Source organism: Chryseobacterium sp. GW821-FHT04C04, assembly GCF_059420365.1.
In genome coordinates, this window is sequence record NZ_JBWKTO010000001.1 from 140,159 (window position 1) to 154,405 (window position 14,247).

Annotated in this window: 14 protein-coding genes; 6 read left to right on the top strand and 8 right to left on the bottom strand. The window is 34.9% G+C overall.

The features are described from left to right. Positions 1–303 precede the first annotated feature (303 nt). Positions 304–1,785, bottom strand: coding sequence for a hypothetical protein (locus tag AC07UM_RS00680; RefSeq protein WP_494682933.1), 1,482 nt, complete (start codon positions 1,783–1,785; stop codon positions 304–306). Positions 1,786–2,032: 247 nt separating this feature from the next. On the opposite strand from AC07UM_RS00680, the gene AC07UM_RS00685 reads away from it, so the two are divergent. The 6 genes from AC07UM_RS00685 to AC07UM_RS00710 all read left to right on the top strand — a co-directional run bounded on the left by AC07UM_RS00685 (position 2,033) and on the right by AC07UM_RS00710 (position 8,006). Then, positions 2,033–2,854 carry an alpha/beta fold hydrolase gene (locus AC07UM_RS00685; protein WP_494682932.1) on the top strand — a complete coding sequence of 274 codons (822 nt, stop codon included), beginning with the start codon at positions 2,033–2,035 and terminating at the stop codon, positions 2,852–2,854. 223 nt (positions 2,855–3,077) lie between these two features. Next, positions 3,078–3,275, top strand: coding sequence for a 50S ribosomal protein L35 (gene rpmI / locus AC07UM_RS00690; RefSeq protein WP_002979658.1), 198 nt, complete (start codon positions 3,078–3,080; stop codon positions 3,273–3,275). 118 nt (positions 3,276–3,393) lie between these two features. Then, positions 3,394–3,738 carry a 50S ribosomal protein L20 gene (gene rplT, locus AC07UM_RS00695; RefSeq protein ID WP_103233532.1) on the top strand — a complete coding sequence of 115 codons (345 nt, stop codon included), beginning with the start codon at positions 3,394–3,396 and terminating at the stop codon, positions 3,736–3,738. A 472-nt stretch (positions 3,739–4,210) separates the two neighbouring features. After that, complete coding sequence (locus AC07UM_RS00700) at positions 4,211–5,392, top strand: M28 family peptidase (RefSeq protein ID WP_494682931.1); 1,182 nt, start codon at positions 4,211–4,213, stop codon at positions 5,390–5,392. Between the two features lie 64 nt (positions 5,393–5,456). After that, positions 5,457–6,632 (top strand): M28 family peptidase, encoded by a 1,176-nt coding sequence (locus AC07UM_RS00705; RefSeq protein ID WP_494682930.1) that lies wholly within the window; start codon positions 5,457–5,459, stop codon positions 6,630–6,632. 210 nt (positions 6,633–6,842) lie between these two features. Further along, complete coding sequence (locus AC07UM_RS00710; protein WP_494682929.1) at positions 6,843–8,006, top strand: M28 family peptidase; 1,164 nt, start codon at positions 6,843–6,845, stop codon at positions 8,004–8,006. Between the two features lie 75 nt (positions 8,007–8,081). On the opposite strand, the gene AC07UM_RS00715 is transcribed toward AC07UM_RS00710, so the two are convergent. From AC07UM_RS00715 to hisH, 7 genes are all read right to left on the bottom strand, one after another. After that, positions 8,082–8,504 (bottom strand): hypothetical protein, encoded by a 423-nt coding sequence (locus tag AC07UM_RS00715; protein WP_494682928.1) that lies wholly within the window; start codon positions 8,502–8,504, stop codon positions 8,082–8,084. Then, positions 8,504–8,866 carry a hypothetical protein gene (locus tag AC07UM_RS00720; protein ID WP_494682927.1) on the bottom strand — a complete coding sequence of 121 codons (363 nt, stop codon included), beginning with the start codon at positions 8,864–8,866 and terminating at the stop codon, positions 8,504–8,506. The genes AC07UM_RS00715 and AC07UM_RS00720 overlap by 1 nt, the downstream gene beginning before the upstream one ends. Positions 8,867–9,093: 227 nt before the next feature. Continuing rightward, complete coding sequence (locus tag AC07UM_RS00725) at positions 9,094–11,217, bottom strand: TonB-dependent receptor (protein WP_494682926.1); 2,124 nt, start codon at positions 11,215–11,217, stop codon at positions 9,094–9,096. A gap of 396 nt (positions 11,218–11,613) precedes the next feature. Further along, positions 11,614–12,201, bottom strand: a complete 588-nt coding sequence (hisIE, locus tag AC07UM_RS00730; RefSeq protein ID WP_494682925.1) for a bifunctional phosphoribosyl-AMP cyclohydrolase/phosphoribosyl-ATP diphosphatase HisIE — start codon at positions 12,199–12,201, stop codon at positions 11,614–11,616. Continuing rightward, positions 12,198–12,950 carry an imidazole glycerol phosphate synthase subunit HisF gene (hisF, locus tag AC07UM_RS00735; RefSeq protein WP_494682924.1) on the bottom strand — a complete coding sequence of 251 codons (753 nt, stop codon included), beginning with the start codon at positions 12,948–12,950 and terminating at the stop codon, positions 12,198–12,200. The genes hisIE and hisF overlap by 4 nt, the downstream gene beginning before the upstream one ends. Continuing rightward, the gene (gene hisA, locus AC07UM_RS00740; RefSeq protein WP_494683066.1) at positions 12,943–13,665 is read right to left on the bottom strand and encodes a 1-(5-phosphoribosyl)-5-[(5-phosphoribosylamino)methylideneamino]imidazole-4-carboxamide isomerase; all 723 of its coding nucleotides are present in this window, start codon (positions 13,663–13,665) and stop codon (positions 12,943–12,945) included. Before hisA ends, hisF begins: the two co-directional genes overlap by 8 nt. Positions 13,666–13,667: 2 nt before the next feature. Further along, positions 13,668–14,246 (bottom strand): imidazole glycerol phosphate synthase subunit HisH, encoded by a 579-nt coding sequence (hisH, locus tag AC07UM_RS00745; protein ID WP_494682923.1) that lies wholly within the window; start codon positions 14,244–14,246, stop codon positions 13,668–13,670. Position 14,247: the final 1 nt, after the last annotated feature.

Here is a 14,247-nt window from a genome sequence, read left to right on the forward strand (position 1 = left end):
TTCTTCACTCAATTTTATTTGGCTATTGTTTTTACCCATCTTTTTTATTGTAGTGTTCGAAATAAGAATTTATCATTGAATTGGGTGTGAAAAAGAAAGCTATAAAAGTTATAAAATTAAGAAGGTTAAAATCATCAGATGTTTCACTCGTTTATTTTAAACAAATCTTTGAGCCAAAGATAGTCAAAGGTGTCACATGAAAATATCCCTGATACTGGTGGTTTTTTAGTTCATTTCATTTTGAACATCTGCACGATCTGATACTTATTTTTAATCTGTTCAGTAGTAAGAATACTCAGATAATCATTCTTTATATTCTTTGCCTGAGTAGATATCAATATAGTAGTATAAATCCTGTCCGGAATTAAGCTTAGCAGTCACCAAACCATCCGAATTAATGGATTGATAGGCTTTTGATCCAATATTTTTTTGAGTCTTGTTATCGTAAAGTAGGTACAAACCATCTTTCTCTTTTTGAAGAGCATAGATCTGTTTTTCTATATCCAACACCGAGATTTCGTTGTATTCAGGTTTTATTTCCCAGCTCTTTTTACTGCTGTTCCACAAGCCTTTTGTTCTCAATTCTTTTTCGTTTTCAATGGAAATAAGGTATAAATCATCCATTCCCTGATAAGATTTTATTTTCCCGAATTTCCAGTTTTTCTCAATGAATTCACTGGGTAAAATCATTTTTCTATCGGGCCAAATCACATTGCCAAGCTGATCCAGAACCTTAAAATTATAGGTATCAATAGAATCTGTAACCTTTCCTTTGGTATCGATATATAACCAATCGAAAGCCCAGATATCATGATCGTAATTGAAAACACCGAGTAAAAAATAAGGTGAATTGGTAATAGAATATACTAAGGAAGCTTTTTTTATAAAATCAATTTGAGAAGCTGTTGCTTTTGTAATTTCTTTCGGAAATACTTTTTCATATTGTGGAAAAGGGTAAATATGACCGGTTTTGCTATCTGCTAAAAGTTTAGGGACTTCCGGTTCATACCGTTCTTTATTCACTTCATTCAATAGTATATTTTCATTTCCAAAGCGGATAGAAAGAGTTTCAGCACCTTTTAGTCCGCTGAAAATTGGTTTTTTCTGATTCAGTTCATATATTGAAAAATTTGTGTTTGAAGCTTTGAGAAATCGTTTGTTCTCCAATAGCTCAGCAATATTATCTTCAGTTTTATCTAAGCGGTTTTTTTTCATTTCGTAAAGGCTCCCATTCCAAAAAACATGGTTTTCATCTACAGAAACAAAATTCAAATAATAATGATCCTCCAGATACGGAACATCTTCATGAAGTAAGATTTGTTTGGTTTCCAATACTCCAATCTCAATTTTATGATAGGTTTGTTCTTTCTTGATACCGCCTCCCAAAATATTCCAATCCCATTTCCAGGCAGGCATTTTCTTTTCGTATTCAATATCTTTTTTATAAAAGGTAAGTCCATTTACCACATTTAAATTGACTTCGCTGGGTGAGAAATCCAAAACAGCCTTTCCATTTTCATCGATGACGGCATATTCATTTTTCTGATTTTCAACCACTGCAAAACCGGTAGGTGTAAACACAGATGCATTTTTGAATTTCTGATTGGTAACAGATTTCAAACTTATCTTATCTACATAGACAAAATCATGCTGCTTAGTTAAAAACGGAATACTATTTATGGTTTTTGTTTTTGATGGTACTAATGAAGAGTTTTCTTTTTTCTCCTGTGTACAAGCCACTGTCGAAGCTGCCATAAAAAGGATACTAAATACTATTGTTTTCAAGTTTCGAAATTTTATTGATCATCTTAATCAATATTAGAGAGAATCGAAGGATAAGACAATCCCGATTATCAGCTATATTTTATGGCAGACACCATGCATTTCAACTACTATTACCTGTATCTTATTATTGTTTAAAAATTCTTAATCAATAATTATCTTAGATCAATATATAGTGAAGATTTTCTATCTACATTTGTGAATATAAAAAAATCAAATACACTATTTATTAATCATTAAAAAAGAAACAATGAACACACTTACATTAAAAGACGGAACAGAGATTTATTATAAAGATTGGGGAAAAGGACAGCCGATTTTCTTCCATCACGGATGGCCGCTATCAAGTGATGACTGGGATGCACAGATGTTCTTTTTCTTAGAAAAGGGTTACAGAGTAATTGCTCATGACAGAAGAGGACACGGGAAATCTGAACAAACTCCTTACGGTCATGACATGGATACTTATGCTTCTGACGTAGCAGAAATCGTTACAGCATTGGATATAAAAGATGTCATCCATGTAGGACATTCTACAGGAGGAGGTGAAGTCATCCGATATGTAGCAAAACATGGTAACGGAAGAGTTTCAAAAGCGGTTCTGATAAGTGCAGTTACTCCTATTATGGTTCAGAATGAGAATAATCCGAACGGAGTTCCTATTTCGGTTTTTGATGATATCCGAAATAATACAGCTCACCACAGACAGCAATTCTTCATTGATATTACCTTCCCTTTTTACGGTTACAACAGAGAAGGGGCCAATGTTTCCGAAGGAATTCAGAGAAACTGGTGGAGACAGGGAATGAACGGTTCTATTAAAGCGCATTATGATTGTGTAAAGGCTTTTTCTGAAACAGACTTCACGGAGGATCTTAAAAGCGTAGAGGTACCAGTGCTTGTTATGCATGGTGAAGATGATCAGATCGTTCCTTTTGAGACCACAGGTAAAGTAGCTGCTACCCTTCTTAAAAATGGAAAGCTTATCTCGTATCCTGGTTTCCCGCACGGTATGCCGACAACGGAAGCTGAAACGATCAACAAAGATCTTTTAGAATTCTTCAAATCATAGTTTTAAAAGACGAAGTTAATTAGCTTACTATTATAAAAAGGCAAACCCGTATTGATGCGGGTTTGCCTTTTAAATTTCATGATAAGAATCCCTCTACAGATACAGATTAAAAATTACTTTCACGTGTCACATTTTTTTCGTAATTTTGCAAACTATTATTCCTAATGTCCTTAGGGGTAACCAATACAGATATTGATAACAAAAACAATAAAAAAGCAAAACAATGCCAAAATTAAAAACGAAATCAGGTGCTAAAAAGCGTTTTGCTCTTACTGGTTCTGGTAAGATCAAAAGAAAAAATGCTTACAAAAGCCACATCTTAACTAAGAAAGAAACTAAGCAGAAGAGAAATCTTACTACTACTTCTTACGTAGCTAAAGTGGACGAAAAAAGCGTTCAACGTCAATTAGCAATTAAGTAGTTTTTATAAATCTATATTCGGTTTATAAGAATTCAAACAAATTCAACACTTTAACCCTGAAACGGTGCCACTAAGAGCAATATATGTTGCCGCCCTTTTCAAAAAAACAATTTAAATTATGCCAAGATCAGTAAATGCCGTAGCTTCAAGAGCTCGCAGAAAGAAAATTTTTAAGCACGCTAAAGGTTATTTCGGAAGAAGAAAGAACGTTTGGACTGTAGCTAAAAACGCGGTAGAAAAAGCAATGCAATATGCTTACCGTGGTAGAAAAGAGAAAAAGAGAAATTTCAGAGCACTTTGGATCACTCGTATCAACGCGGGAGCTAGAGAGCACGGAATGTCTTACTCTCAATTTATGGGAACTCTTAAGAAGAACAACATCGAACTAAACAGAAAAGTTTTAGCAGATTTAGCAATGAATCACCCTGAAGCTTTCAAAGCTGTTGTAGATCAAGTAAAATAATGTAGAATAGATTTTGTTATCAATATAAGTCCCGGGTTCGCCCGGGATTTTTTGTTTTTATACTGCTGCCCTACACAATAAGATATATTATAAGACTGGTACGAAGATTCAATTGCTTTCTTATTATTACCGATGTTTATTAAATTAAATCAATTAAACATACAAACACTTTAATTTTTATTTCAAAATCTGGTTTCAGCCAACACATTTTCATATAAATTGACATATCATCAAATAAAAATATCATATTAAAGATCAAAATACCAAACATTTAACATGATACCAATAAAACCAAAGAAAAAAATAAATAAAAAACCATCATTAAATGAATTAAAATCTATAATTCTAATAAACTGTATAAAACGATGTATTATTATTAAAAAAACAATTGAAATAACACAAATGAATACAATTACCAACAATAAGTGATGATTTATTGCTATATTAGCAATCTTTAAAGAAAGTATCAAAAATGAAAAAAGTTGCAGCTTTTTTGTTAACATCAATTGCACTACAAGCCATTGATGCACAAAGTTTTATTCAGGTTTATAAAGACCGGGCGAATATGGTTACTCAAACCAATATCAATACAAACCTTCAGGAATTTGCCGGGTTTGGGATAAAAAGAACAGGTACAACAGCTAATAACAATGCTTTGGACTGGATTAAAAACAAATATCTTTCTTATGGATATACCGCAAGTGACTTTTCTGAAGATGCCTTCACCTACGGAAGCAATACATCAAAAAACCTGATTATTACCAAAACCGGAACTTTATATCCCAACAAATATGTCATTATCTGCGGACATTACGATACCATTACAGGGCCTGGAGTGAGTGATAATGGCAGTGGAACTTCTATTATCCTGGAAGCAGCAAGAATTTTGAAAGACGTTCCAACAGAATATTCTATCAAGTTTATCCATTTTTCCGGGGAAGAACAAGGTCTTGTAGGAAGTAATCATTATGTAAATAATGTTGCTTATCAAGGAGGCACCCGTGTTCTGGATATCAAACTTGTTTTAAATATTGACCAGGTAGGAGGCCTGATAGGAAATAATAACAATACCATCAACTGTGAAAGAGATGAAGGCGGAGTATCTTCCAACAATGCAATATCCAATACGATAACTCAGGAACTGATGACCTGTACTACTCTTTACTCTCCTCTTCAGACCAATCTATCTCATGCTTACAACTCAGATTATATGCCTTTTGAAGCTAAAGGATATACCATTACCGGATTTTATGAAACTATCGAAAGTAATAATCAACATACCGTAAGTGATACTTTCGCTAATCTTGATCCTGTGTATATTTTCAATGTTGGAAAAGCCACTGTAGGTGCATTGCAGCATTTTGCCGTTGCCACAACAGCCAATAATCTTTTAAGCACTAATGAAAGCGCTGCACAAAAATCAGCAGAAGCCATCAGAATTTATCCTAATCCTGCTAAAGATCTTGTTACAGTAGAGTTTCAACAAAAAGTAAAACAATTTAAAGTTGAAATTAATGATATGGTAGGAAACATTGTTTTACAAGTTGAAAATCAGGAAAAAATAAATACTTCCAGCTTAAAAAATGGAGTGTATACCATTCTGATTAAGACTGATAAAGGAAATACATCAAAAAAAATAATCATCAACAAATAATGCCGGACCGGAAATGCTGATGCAAGCTTACTCTCATCAGTATATCACATATTAAGATTAAAGAATGAAGAAAATCACTACTTTTTTACTGGCTTCTCTCGTTATTCAAAGTATTGGGGCTCAAAGTTTTATTCAGGCTTATCAGGACAGAGCGAATATGGTAACTCAGACCAATATTACAACGTACCTTCAGGAATTTGCCAACTTAGGGGTAAAGACTACCGGTTCACCGGCTAATGCCAATGCGTTGACATGGCTTAAAAATAAGTATACTTCCTATGGATATGCAGCCAGTCAGATGGTAGAGGATCCTTTTACTGAAGCAGGGTATACTTCTAAAAATTTGATAATTACCAAGACAGGAACTGTATATCCTAATAAATACATAATCATCTGTGGACATTTCGATAGTATTACAGGCTTGGGAATCAATGATAATGGAAGCGGAACTTCTATTATTCTTGAAGCAGCCAGGATTCTGAAAGATGTACCAACGGAATATTCTATAAAATTCATTCATTTTTCCGGGGAAGAGCAAGGGCTTCTCGGCAGCAGTCACTATGCAAATACTGTGGCTTATCAGGGAAGCAACCGTGTTTTGGATATCAAACTGGTCTTTAATCTGGATCAGGTAGGCGGCGTGATGGGAAATAATAACAATACCGTTTATTGTGATCAGGATCTCGGAGGGCTTACCTCAAACAATGCCGCTTCTGCAGTAGTAACACAGGAATTAAGAAACTGTACAGCACTCTACTCCCCTCTTCAGACGGCTGTAGACCCTGCTGAAGCCACAGATTATATTCCATTTGAGCAGAAAGGAGAAGTGATCACAGGCTACTTTGAAAGAATCAGGAGCAGCTACCCGCATACTGTGAATGATACTTTTGCCAATACAGATCCTGTGTACATTTACAATATAGGAAAGGCCGCTGTAGGTGCTTTACAGCATTTTGCCGTTGCTACCGGAACATTGGGTACCCATGAAGCTGTTTTGAAAAACACATTGGAAACCGTAAAAATTTATCCTAATCCCGTAAAAGACATCATCAATATTGAACTTCCTGATTCTGGGATTAAGAATTTCACGTTTGAAATTACTGACTTTCAGGGACGGTCTATTTTCAAGAGAACCAACGAAACAAAAATCAATGCTTCAGGACTGGAAAATGGCGCTTATCTTGGTATTTTAAAAGTCGGAGATCAAACGGTAGTAAGAAAAGTGATGATTGAAAGATAAATTCAGATTACCATAAAATCTTATTATATACAAAACCTTTGAAGCAATTCAGAGGTTTTATTTTTTTTGCCAGTATTGATATTGAGATATTTACAACACGTTACCATTTATTAATATGATATTCATAATAAAATTCATTTTATTTTATTAACATTAAACACTTCGTTGTGATTTATTTACTACATTCGTGTTACCAAAATAATATTATATATGAAAAAAATCGCAACACTTGTATGCACTGCAGTAATGATGCAGGGTATTTCAGCTCAAAGTTTTATTCAAGCCTATAAAAACAGGGCTGATATGGTTACTCAGTCTAATATCACTGCCAACTTACAGGAATTTAGTAATCTGGGAGTAAAAACTACGGGCTCGCAAGCTAATGTCAATACCATGAACTGGATTAAAAACAAGTACCTTTCTTACGGGTATACAGCCAGCCAAATTGAGGAAAGCCCTTTTACTTTCGGGAGCACCAGCTCTAAAAACCTAATCATCACTAAAACAGGAACACTTTATCCCAACAAATATGTTATTATTTGCGGGCATTTTGACACCATTACTGGCCCCGGTGTAAACGACAATGGCAGCGGAACTTCTATTATTCTTGAAGCAGCAAGGATTCTGAAAAATGTTTCGACTGAATATTCTATAAAATTCATTCACTTTTCCGGCGAAGAGCAGGGATTGAGAGGAAGCAGCCACTATGTCAATAATGTGGTATATCAGGGGGGTGTCCGCAAATTGGATATCAAACTGGTCATCAACCTGGACCAGGTAGGCGGTGTGAAAGGAAATAACAACAACACGGTGTATTGTGATGAAGATCAGGGAGGTCTTTCCAGCAACAATGCTGCTTCTGCAGCGGTAACGCAGCAACTGAGAAACTGTACAGCACTTTACTCTCCTCTTCAGACGGCCGTAGATCCGGCAGCAGATACCGATTATATTCCTTTTGAACAGAAAGGTGAAGTGATTACCGGTTTTTTTGAAAGAATAAGAAGCAATTATCCACATACCTCCAAAGATACTTTTACCAATATGGATCCTGTTTATGTATATAACATTGGAAAGGCTACAGTAGGTGCATTACAGCATTTTGCAACGGCTTCTACAACATTACCTGTAGCAAAAAATTCATTAGAGGCTGTAAAGATCTATCCTAATCCCGCCAGCAATGTTATTAACATTGAATTACCGGATTCTAAAGAAAGTAATTTCAGTTTTGAAATCAACAATTCACTCGGAAGAACAATGCTTAAAGTGAATAATGAAAAAAAGGTTGATGTTTCCGGTCTTCAAAACGGAGTCTATATCGGAGTTTTGAAAGTGGGTGATCAGACGCTTGTTAAAAATATCATGATTGAAAGATAAAAAATCAATCTATAATAAAAAACAGCAGGAATATTCCTGCTGTTCTTATTTGTAAAAGAAGACGTTCAAATATTTTTATTCAAAACAGTTATTTTTTAATGCCAATTCTTTGATTTTAGAAACAATATCCTCGTCATTAATAAAACCATCTCTGATATCTGTCAATAATTCCTCCAGCGTTACTTTATAAAGATCCGCCTCATTAAATGATAAAAAATGTATAATCTCTGCTAAAGCGTTATCAAAATCTTTAAGTTCACAATAGGACAAATATTTTATCTGGGATGCTATTTCATTGTATTCATCTTTTTGTAATACATTATTAGCAATATCGATAGCCCACTGATATTCTTCTAACTTGTACCAACAGTTTGACATGAATAATAGTCTGTAGTTTTCAGACTTTGGAGATAATCCATTTATATTTTGCAAAATTATAACAGCGGACATATATTGCCCGCTATCCATCAAATCTTTAGCTTTTTGTAACGGAGTCATTATTTAGGAGATTGATCTATTTTTTTTAAAACTAAAAAACATTTTTTATTTTGAGCAGGTATTAATTTCTTTCTTTTTATTATGAAATATTCCTTTTCATTTACAAAAGCGCTATCATTTTGTCCCAGCGTATTATGATATTGTGATTTCAGAAATAAAGTATCCTCTTTTACACTCCATATTCCGGAAAATTGTTCTACAGAACCGGGATAAATCAAAACGAAATTACTATTCTTCTTAAGTACAAGTATAGTACCTGGTGCATCTGTAACATAACAGACACTCGCATATCTTCCCAGCTTCAATTGTGGTTTACAATTAATCAATGAAAGAAAAGAAAGCAGTATAAATAATCTTCTCATTTTATTTCTCTTTTTAAAACATTACTTCAAATTAAAAAAGAGTACAGTGATAAAACAAATTCTCACCTATGACTTCTAAAGCATATTTCATTTTCTATAATAATCCATTTAAATTCCTAAATTAAGCATTCTTCCAAATATCATGATTGAAAAATAAAATATAATTTCACTAAAAAATAAGCCCTTTTCTATTGTGAAAAGGGCTGTTTTTATAAAAAAGATTCATATTAATAATTAAAATTAAGAGAAACCGTATAATATCTTCCGTTTCCGCGTACATATTCTGCATCACGCGCAGTATACATTGAGGTAGGTGTGAAATAAGAGGTATTGAATATATTCTCTATTCCAAGCCCTATGGTCAGGAATTTATTTAGTTTATAGCTTCCCTGAACATTGAAAAGGTTAAAACTTTTCACAGGTCCTTCTCCTTCATCATACTTTCCTGAAGCTGTGGGCTCAAACTTATCTCTTTTAAATGAGTACATATGATAGACTCCTAATTGTAATTTTTGAGCTTTATCATTCCATTTAACGAAAGAATTCAACCTTGCGGGTGCAATTCTTAAACCGCTTAAATATTTTTCGTAGCTGTTATCATTCTTTACATCTACCTTCCCTTCCTGGTAAGTATAACTGGTTCCGATAGTTAAGCCTCGTGTCGGATAGACATTCACTGACAATTCAACTCCGTTGATGTACTGAGGAGCCCTAAGCGGAGTCCAGAAACCATTCACAGAAACGAGATCAGCACCCAGCTTGGAATAATTATAGAAATAACTGGCCGAAAAATCTACATACTGCCCGATTTTACTGTTGAAACCGATTTCATAATTGTCAATGACCACAGGATCAGTATTAATTTCACTTAAGACATTGCTTTTAGCATCTCTAAGTACACGGCCCAAGTCATAGATATTAAACCCTCTGGAATAAGAAGTGAAAGGCTGGAAGAAATCAAATGCCACATAGCTTACTCCTACATTGTAAGAGAGATTTGAATAATTTAATCTTCCTCCCTCTACATTAAATGGGACATCTTTATTAGATGGTAACGTAGTATAATCCGGAACTTTTACAGACATTTTATCCCATCGAACTCCTGCCTTTACTGTCAGATCATCGGTAAGGAATAATTTTCCTTGTACAAAAGGCGCTGCAGCCAGCATATTCATTTCAGGAACCCACATTCTCCCGTCTACCAACGGCTGGCTTGTTTTTTCATTTAAAAGATCCAACCCATAAGTCAATGAACCTTTTAATCCTTTATCTTTTCCAAACTCCGTATTGAAATCTGCTCTGAAACCGTATTTTTTCTCTAAAATGGCCGATTGTCCTCCTGTTTTCCATCTCGGCGCATTTCTATAGTCATAAATGGTATAGAAGTCCTGGAAATACAAGGTTGTATTAAGGCTTGTATTACGGAAAATATTCTTGTTGATATATTTAAGGTACCCGTTATGATTATATCTTGTTCCTTCTTTCACCCCTTCTCTATCTCCTAATTTTCCGGTAGAAGGCTGTTCTCCATATTTCCCGAGATCCAAAATATATTTGGAATCCTGCAGACTCGAATAGTAATTATACATTACTTCCAGCCTGTTGTTCTCATTAAGGTCATACCCTATTTTCGCAAAAATATTATTGACAGCAGTTTCTCCCAATCCATATCGCGGATTCTGAACCAACCCTTCACCGTCTATTTTTACTCCGTTCTGAGTAAGAGTCCCATTCACAAGATAATCGAACTTTCCTGCTTTTCCAAAGAAACTTTGTGAAACCCTGTATCCTGCACCGCCATCTGATTTGAACATTTTGTTATTAAACAAATCATGGCTGGTAAATCCTAATACGGTTCTTCCTGAAAAGGTTTTACCAGAAGTACTTTTCTGAGTAATATAATTGATGATCCCTCCTTCTGCACCATTCCCATAAATGGAAGTTGCTCCTTTTACGACTTCAATTCGTTCTAAAACCGAAGGATCAATGCTTCTGATTTCTCTGTCATTGTTACGCAAGGGGCTTGATTGTGGAATTCCGTCGATCATGATCAGAACGTTTCTTCCTCTTAATGTCTGTCCTCTATTGCTCACCAGATTATTCCCAAACGCTAATCCGGGTACTTTGTAGGCAAGAATATTACTGAGATCTGCAGAAATTAATGATTGTTCTGCAATTTCTTTTTTGCTGACGATATTAACGGTAGAAGCTGTTTTCTTTACAATTTCCGGAGACCTTGATGCGGTAACAATCACTTCATCAAGCCTGTTCTGTTCTAATGAATCTTTTTTCTGGGCAGCGACCTGAGAAAATGCCACAAGGCTCCCTATCAAAAAAATAGATTTATTCATACTTAAGTGTTATTTAGAATAATTAAAAACAAAAGTACGGTTTTTAGCAGTTTCCGAAATTTGGGTGTTTTAACAGCTAGCCATATGACTTAGTTTTAAATGCATCTATAAAGCCTATTTAAATAAAATAATAAATCAAGATTTAGAATAAACTTTATTTTATCAATGTTAACTGATAATCGTCATGTATAAAAGCTCCCTCAATATATTTGATTTCATAATTTTTTCCTGTGTTAACGAAAAAGAGCTGTCTCAAAAGCCAAATTATGTGGATTTTGTCATTGACTACGTCGAATCTTCGATTTCTGACAAAGGAAGAATCTTATTGATAACTAGACACATGAGATTCTTCACTACATTTCATTTCATTCAGAATGACACTTTTAAAACACCTCTTTATTTATCTCTGTTTTTAAGAATTTCTTCAATTTCTTCCAGCGAAAATCCTTTGGCTTTTAATAAGATCAGGAAGTGATACAACAGATCTGCAGCTTCATTTTTAAAGAGTTTTTCGTTATTATCTTTTGCTTCTATGACAAGTTCTACCGCTTCCTCACCTACTTTTTGAGCCATTTTATTGATTCCTCTCTGATAGAGTGCGTAAGTATAAGAATCTTCAGTTTTACCCTCTATTCTCTGGGCTATTTTATCTTCCAGTTCATATAAAAATCCTTTGGTATTCTTTTCTCCGAAACAGCTGAAACTTCCTGTGTGACAGACTACATTTTTAGGAACAGCTTTAATTAATATTGTATCCTGATCGCAGTCTATATCAATACTTTCTACCGTTAAGAAATTACCAGACTCCTCACCTTTTGTCCAGAGTCTGTTTTTGGAACGGCTGAAAAAAGTAACGATACCTTCTTCTTTTGTTTTTTCAAAAGCTTCTTCATTCATATAGCCCAGCATCAATACCTGTAAGGTTCTGCTGTCCTGAATAACCACAGGAACAAGACCGTTATCTTTATTAAAATCTATGTTCATCGTACTTCTATTTTTTGAGTTTTTAATTGAGTTTTTAAATCCTGAATTCCTATTTCATTAAAATGAAATACGCTGGCTGCTAATGCTCCTGTAGCCTTTGTTTCATTAAATACTTTAACAAAGTCATCAACCGTTCCCGCACCACCTGAAGCAATCACAGGAATACTGACTGCCTCTGAAACCACCTTCGTGATACGAAGTTCAAAACCGTTTTTTGTACCATCACCATTCATAGAAGTCAACAGAATTTCTCCTGCTCCCAGAGATGCAGCTTCTTTTGCCCATTCCACAGTAAGAAGTTCCGTAGCTTCTCTCCCTCCTTTGATATGAACAAGATCAGTATCACCAACCCTTTTTGTATCAATAGCCACTACCACACACTGGCTTCCGAATTCTTTAGCCAAATCAGCAATAAGCATTGGATTTTTTACCGCAGAAGAATTGATGCTGATCTTATCTGCACCCGCTTCCAAAAGCTTTCTAACATCTTCTACAGACGAAATCCCACCTCCTACAGTAAAAGGAATACTAAGTTCTTTTGCGATATCTTTTACCAATTCTACCAATGTTTTTCTATCTTCAATAGTGGCGGTAATATCCAGGAAAACAAGTTCATCAGCACCTTCCTTCTCGTATTTTTTGGCGAGTTCTACAGGATCTCCTGCATTTTTAAGATCTTCAAAATTGACTCCTTTCACCGTACATCCGTCTTTAATATCCAGACATGGAATAATTCTTTTTTTAAGCATTTTCAATAAAATTTTGAAGTTGTTGTAAGCTTATTTTACCCTCATAAATCGCTTTTCCGATGATTGTCCCCGTACATCCGATATCTTTCATTTTATAGACATCAGCGATCCCCGAAATCCCGCCGCTTGCTACCAGCTGAATTGAAGTTTTATATAAAATTTCAATATACAGTCCTGTTGAGGGACCTTCCAGCATTCCATCCTTTGAAATATCGGTACATATAGCGGTTTGCATTCCTTTTTCCTGATATTGAAGAATAAAATCAATGATGTCATGATCACTTTCTTCCAACCATCCTGAAGTTTTAATTTTCCGGTTTTCACAGTCTGCTCCTAAAATAATTTTCTCAGCACCATATTTTTGTATCATTTCGAAACAGAATTCAGGATCCTGAACCGCAATACTTCCTAAAGTAATTTGTTTTGCTCCGGAATTAAAGGCTGTTTCAATATCTTCCTGCGTTTTTAAGCCTCCCCCAAAGTCGATATGTAATGAAGTCGATCCAGCAATATTTTCCAGAACCTTCTGATTGACAATATGCTTGGATTTCGCCCCATCAAGATCTACCAAATGAAGAAACTGAATGCCGAAACTTTCAAACTCTTTCGCCACTTCTACAGGGTCTTCATTGTATATTTTCTTTGTATTGTAATCTCCTTTTGATAAACGGACACATTTCCCGTCGATAATATCAATAGCCGGAATTATTTTCATCATTATAAATTTATAAAGTTACTTACTATCTGATTTCCCACTATTCCTGATTTTTCAGGGTGAAACTGTACGGCATAGAAATTATCTTTCTGCAAAGAAGCACTGAACGGCAGGATGTAATTACAAACTGAAGTCGTAAAGTCCGAAAGCTCACAATAATAACTGTGAACAAAATAAACATCACTGTTCTTATCCATTCCTGAAAACAATGGTGAAGACTGCCCTGAAACCGTATTCCAGCCCATATGCGGAACAATATCTTTTGATGGAAACTTTCTGACATTGATATCAAAAATTCCCATTCCTTCAGTATCTCCCTCTTCATTTCCTTTACACATCAGCTGCATGCCCAGACATATTCCTAAAACCGGTTGTTTAAGACTTGGAATAAGAAGATCAAGTTCTTTTTCCTTTAATAATTTCATGGTAGATGAAGCTTCTCCTACGCCCGGAAAGATTACTTTATCAGCTTTTAAAATCTGCTCGGGATCATCGGTGATCACAGAATCAACTCCTAGTCTGTTGAGGGCGTTCTGAACAGAGTTTACATTTCCTCCGTTGTATTTTATTATAGCAATCATA

Coding starts and splice junctions, on each gene's coding strand:
- rplT (WP_103233532.1), top strand. CDS start 3,394: ATGCCAAGATCAGTAAATGCCGTAGCTTCAAGAGCTCGCAGAAAGAAA.
- AC07UM_RS00720 (WP_494682927.1), bottom strand. CDS start 8,866: ATGAGAAGATTATTTATACTGCTTTCTTTTCTTTCATTGATTAATTGT.
- hisF (WP_494682924.1), bottom strand. CDS start 12,950: ATGCTTAAAAAAAGAATTATTCCATGTCTGGATATTAAAGACGGATGT.
- AC07UM_RS00705 (WP_494682930.1), top strand. CDS start 5,457: ATGAAGAAAATCACTACTTTTTTACTGGCTTCTCTCGTTATTCAAAGT.
- AC07UM_RS00710 (WP_494682929.1), top strand. CDS start 6,843: ATGAAAAAAATCGCAACACTTGTATGCACTGCAGTAATGATGCAGGGT.
- AC07UM_RS00685 (WP_494682932.1), top strand. CDS start 2,033: ATGAACACACTTACATTAAAAGACGGAACAGAGATTTATTATAAAGAT.
- AC07UM_RS00700 (WP_494682931.1), top strand. CDS start 4,211: ATGAAAAAAGTTGCAGCTTTTTTGTTAACATCAATTGCACTACAAGCC.
- AC07UM_RS00725 (WP_494682926.1), bottom strand. CDS start 11,217: ATGAATAAATCTATTTTTTTGATAGGGAGCCTTGTGGCATTTTCTCAG.
- hisIE (WP_494682925.1), bottom strand. CDS start 12,201: ATGAACATAGATTTTAATAAAGATAACGGTCTTGTTCCTGTGGTTATT.
- AC07UM_RS00715 (WP_494682928.1), bottom strand. CDS start 8,504: ATGACTCCGTTACAAAAAGCTAAAGATTTGATGGATAGCGGGCAATAT.
- rpmI (WP_002979658.1), top strand. CDS start 3,078: ATGCCAAAATTAAAAACGAAATCAGGTGCTAAAAAGCGTTTTGCTCTT.
- hisH (WP_494682923.1), bottom strand. CDS start 14,246: ATGATTGCTATAATAAAATACAACGGAGGAAATGTAAACTCTGTTCAG.
- hisA (WP_494683066.1), bottom strand. CDS start 13,665: ATGAAAATAATTCCGGCTATTGATATTATCGACGGGAAATGTGTCCGT.